Origin of the sequence: Pseudomonas sp. NPDC089554, assembly GCF_050280645.1 — a bacterium.
GTDB lineage: Bacteria > Pseudomonadota > Gammaproteobacteria > Pseudomonadales > Pseudomonadaceae > Aquipseudomonas.
The window spans coordinates 1-3,211 of sequence record NZ_JBNNVR010000172.1 but is presented as its reverse complement, the minus strand read 5'-3'; the positions used below and the strand labels follow the sequence as shown (position 1 = coordinate 3,211).

The 3,211-nt window shown below is 56.6% G+C and carries 3 protein-coding genes, 3 tRNA genes and 2 pseudogenes; 1 reads left to right on the top strand and 7 read right to left on the bottom strand.

The genetic code is table 11. The features are described from left to right. Positions 1-85 (top strand): annotated as a pseudogene (locus ACQKPE_RS26080) (hypothetical protein); the annotation flags it as partial. Here the strand turns inward: ACQKPE_RS26080 and ACQKPE_RS26075 are convergent. From ACQKPE_RS26075 to birA, 7 genes and pseudogenes are all read right to left on the bottom strand, one after another. After that, positions 82-339, bottom strand: a pseudogene (locus ACQKPE_RS26075) (GTP-binding protein); the annotation flags it as partial. The pseudogenes ACQKPE_RS26080 and ACQKPE_RS26075 sit on opposite strands and share 4 nt — an antisense overlap. A gap of 79 nt (positions 340-418) precedes the next feature. Then, a tRNA-Thr gene (locus tag ACQKPE_RS26070) sits at positions 419-494 on the bottom strand. A 27-nt stretch (positions 495-521) separates the two neighbouring features. Further along, positions 522-595, bottom strand: a tRNA-Gly gene (locus ACQKPE_RS26065). A 24-nt stretch (positions 596-619) separates the two neighbouring features. Further along, a tRNA-Tyr gene (locus ACQKPE_RS26060) sits at positions 620-703 on the bottom strand. 144 nt (positions 704-847) lie between these two features. Next, a complete protein-coding gene (locus ACQKPE_RS26055; RefSeq protein ID WP_427669581.1) occupies positions 848-1,273 on the bottom strand; it encodes a hypothetical protein in 426 nt (141 codons plus the stop codon). Positions 1,274-1,280: 7 nt separating this feature from the next. After that, positions 1,281-2,030, bottom strand: coding sequence for a pantothenate kinase (locus ACQKPE_RS26050; protein WP_427669580.1), 750 nt, complete (start codon positions 2,028-2,030; stop codon positions 1,281-1,283). Then, positions 2,020-2,979 carry a bifunctional biotin--[acetyl-CoA-carboxylase] ligase/biotin operon repressor BirA gene (gene birA / locus ACQKPE_RS26045; protein ID WP_427669578.1) on the bottom strand — a complete coding sequence of 320 codons (960 nt, stop codon included), beginning with the start codon at positions 2,977-2,979 and terminating at the stop codon, positions 2,020-2,022. The genes ACQKPE_RS26050 and birA overlap by 11 nt, the downstream gene beginning before the upstream one ends. Positions 2,980-3,211: the final 232 nt, after the last annotated feature.

The window sequence follows — 3,211 nt, the reverse complement described above, 5'->3', positions numbered from 1 at the left end:
GGCCTGTGAAACCCTGGCCGACTTCGACACGCCGCTGTCGATCTACCTGAAGCTTGCCGACCAACCCAACTCCTACCTGCTCGAGTGACCTGGGCAGTCAACGTGAGCGTAGTGACGAATGGTCGAGTTGTACTCAACGTGAGCGGTGTTGATGGTGATACCGCGCGCTTTCTCTTCCGGAGCCGAGTCGATCTTGTCGAACTCAACGATTGCCGAACCGAAAACTTCGGAGCAAACGCGAGTCAGAGCTGCGGTCAGAGTGGTCTTACCGTGGTCAACGTGGCCGATGGTGCCGACGTTAACGTGGGGAAGGGAACGATCAAACTTTTCCTTAGCCATCGATACAGTCCTCCGCAGAAGAAATAGTCACTACGCTGATAAAACAAAGGCAGATATTTTCATATCTGCCTTGTCTGTATGGAGCTCTTGAGCGGACTTGAACCGCTGACCTCACCCTTACCAAGGGTGTGCTCTACCAACTGAGCTACAAGAGCGAAACACTTTGCGCACAACAGCAAACTTGGAGCGGGTAGCGGGAATCGAACCCGCATCATCAGCTTGGAAGGCTGAGGTTCTACCACTAAACTATACCCGCGGAGCTTGCGGCTCTCGCTAAAACTGGTGGAGGGAGAAGGATTCGAACCTTCGAAGCTCTCGCAACGGATTTACAGTCCGTCCCCTTTGGCCGCTCGGGAATCCCTCCTGCTTCGTGGGGCGCATTCTCTGCCCTTCCCACTATACTGTCAAGCTTTTTCTCAATTAAATCTTGAGGTTAGCTACTTCGGCAGCGCTTTACAGCGCCACACCCAAGTGGTGTTCCCTGTGAAGCGGGCGCCATTCTATCAAGCTATTCAGCAGTTGCAATACCCTCGCATAAAATAATTTTATGTTTTAAGTCTTTGAAATCCTTGGAAAGAGTAGCCAGCACCGACGCATCCAACAGACGCTCGCTTTCAGCAGAAACCTTCAGCCAGATACCCTCAGCCCCCGGCAACTGACCAGCCAGGGGCTGAGTGGTGATATCCAGACTTAGTAGACGCTGACGCAGGGCATCAAGCTGATCCTGAGAAACCAGGCCACCAACGACCAGGCACTCATCCCTACGCCTGGCAGGCGCCCCGGCACCGGTCTCGCGCAGCAAGCGGATCTCCTGCTGGTTGCCCTTATAAAGAGAGAGCGGAGCGACCTCCTTGACCTTCAGTGGAGCCTCTTGCTGATGCCAGATGTAGTACACGACATTGAGCACCACCAGTAGCAGAAACAACCAACGCATAGGCACCTCAACTCAATGGGCAGGCCATAGCCAGGCCGACAAACACCAGATCAGGTACAATACGCGCAGTCGGCGCAGCCACTTGCACCAATGGCGCGTCTCCGCCCGTGAGAAACACGCGGAAATCATCACCCCAGAGAGCCCGCGCCTGCTCGATCTGGGTACGCGCGAACCCCTGCAGCATCAGTACACATCCACGCTCCACAGCCTCGACCGTGGAGCGCCCAGGCGCCAAGCTGCTCAGCGCACGCTCGGCAGAAGCATCGTCATAACGGATACGTCGAGTGTGGGTACGTAATTGGCTACGCATCAAGGGCATACCTGGGCAGATATACCCCCCCAGATGCTGACCGTCTGGCGCAACGAAATCCGCCTTGGCTGCCGTTCCAAAATCCATGACCAGGCATGCACCCTTTGCCAGATGGAAGGCGCCAAGGGCTGCCAGCCAGCGATCCATGCCCAGCCGCTGATGATCTTCGTAGCCATTGCGCACGCCCGCCATTTCCGTGACCGGACGAGCAACGCGAACCTCGACGCCAAATGCATCCTTGAGCAACGAGCACAGGGACTCTGTCTCTTCCTCACTGCGCACGCTTACCATGCGCGCACCACTAAGGCGCGCAGCGTGCAGCGCCGCAACCTGTACCAACAGGGCCTGATCGGAGTCGACGAAACCACCACCGACAATGGTCGCATCGGCAGCGTGAATCACTCTCCACTTGATAAAGCTGTTACCGCAATCGAGCTCAAGAATCATCACGCAACCTCAGACTGAGCTCACCACCACTGAAGCTCTTCTCCACGCCATCAACCTCCAGCCGCAAGCCTCCCTGCCCATCGACCCCCAGCACAGTACCGTCAATGCGAGCGCTTCCCGCAACAAGCGATACCTTGCGCGCCTGCCACAGATGAGCCTGCTCCCACTCTTCCTGGAATGCAGCAAAACCGTATCGCCGGTGTCGAGCCAACTCATGCTGGAGCTGCTGGTTGAGTAGCGACACCAGCCGATTCCGATCAATCGGTGCCCCCACCTCAAGCCTCATCGAAGTCCACTGTTGGTCGACCTGATCGTTGGACTTCATGTTCACATTGATGCCAATACCCAGCACGACGTGGCAGACATCAGCGGGATCCCCCACCAACTCCAGGAGGATGCCGGCGATCTTGCGCTCACCAACCAACAAGTCGTTTGGCCACTTCAACCCGACACCAGCAACACCAAAGGCTTGAAGCGTGCGCATCACAGCAAGCCCAACCACCAAGCTCAAGCCTTCAAGCTGGCGCATACCACCTTCCACTCGCAGAACCAGGCTGTAGTAGAGGTTCTCGGCAAATGGGCTTACCCATTGACGCCCGCGTCGGCCGCGACCAGCACTCTGGCGCTCAGCCAACACAAGGAATGGCGCGCCCTGCCCTTCGGCAATACGGCGCAGGGCGTCGGCATTGGTCGAGTCAATCGACTCGTGAATAAAGAGTGGCCATTGTTCAGCCTGGGAGAATTCGGCAATGGATCGAGGCTCGAGCAATATCAGCGGAGTGGAAAGTTGATATCCACGACCACGCACCTTGTGGATAACAAGGTTGAGCTCGCTTTCCAGGTGCTGCAGCTGCTTCCATACGGCACTGCGACTCACCCCAAGGGCTTCCCCCAAGGCTTGCCCGGAATGGAACCGACCATCCTTGAGGAGATTCAACAACTTCAGCATGCCAGTCTCGACTTGGAATAAGGCTGGCATGATAGCCATGGGCCGAAGGATTGCATAGGAAAAGGGCAGTCGGCGGCCAGTACCGAGCAATCGAGTGGTCGTGCTCATCGGAAGGTGGGCACGCCAAACGCCACGGACCGGAAAAGACAAAACCCCTACCTGCTCGCGCAGATAGGGGTTTTGCGAAATGAATCTTGACGATGACCTACTCTCACATGGGGAAACCCCACAC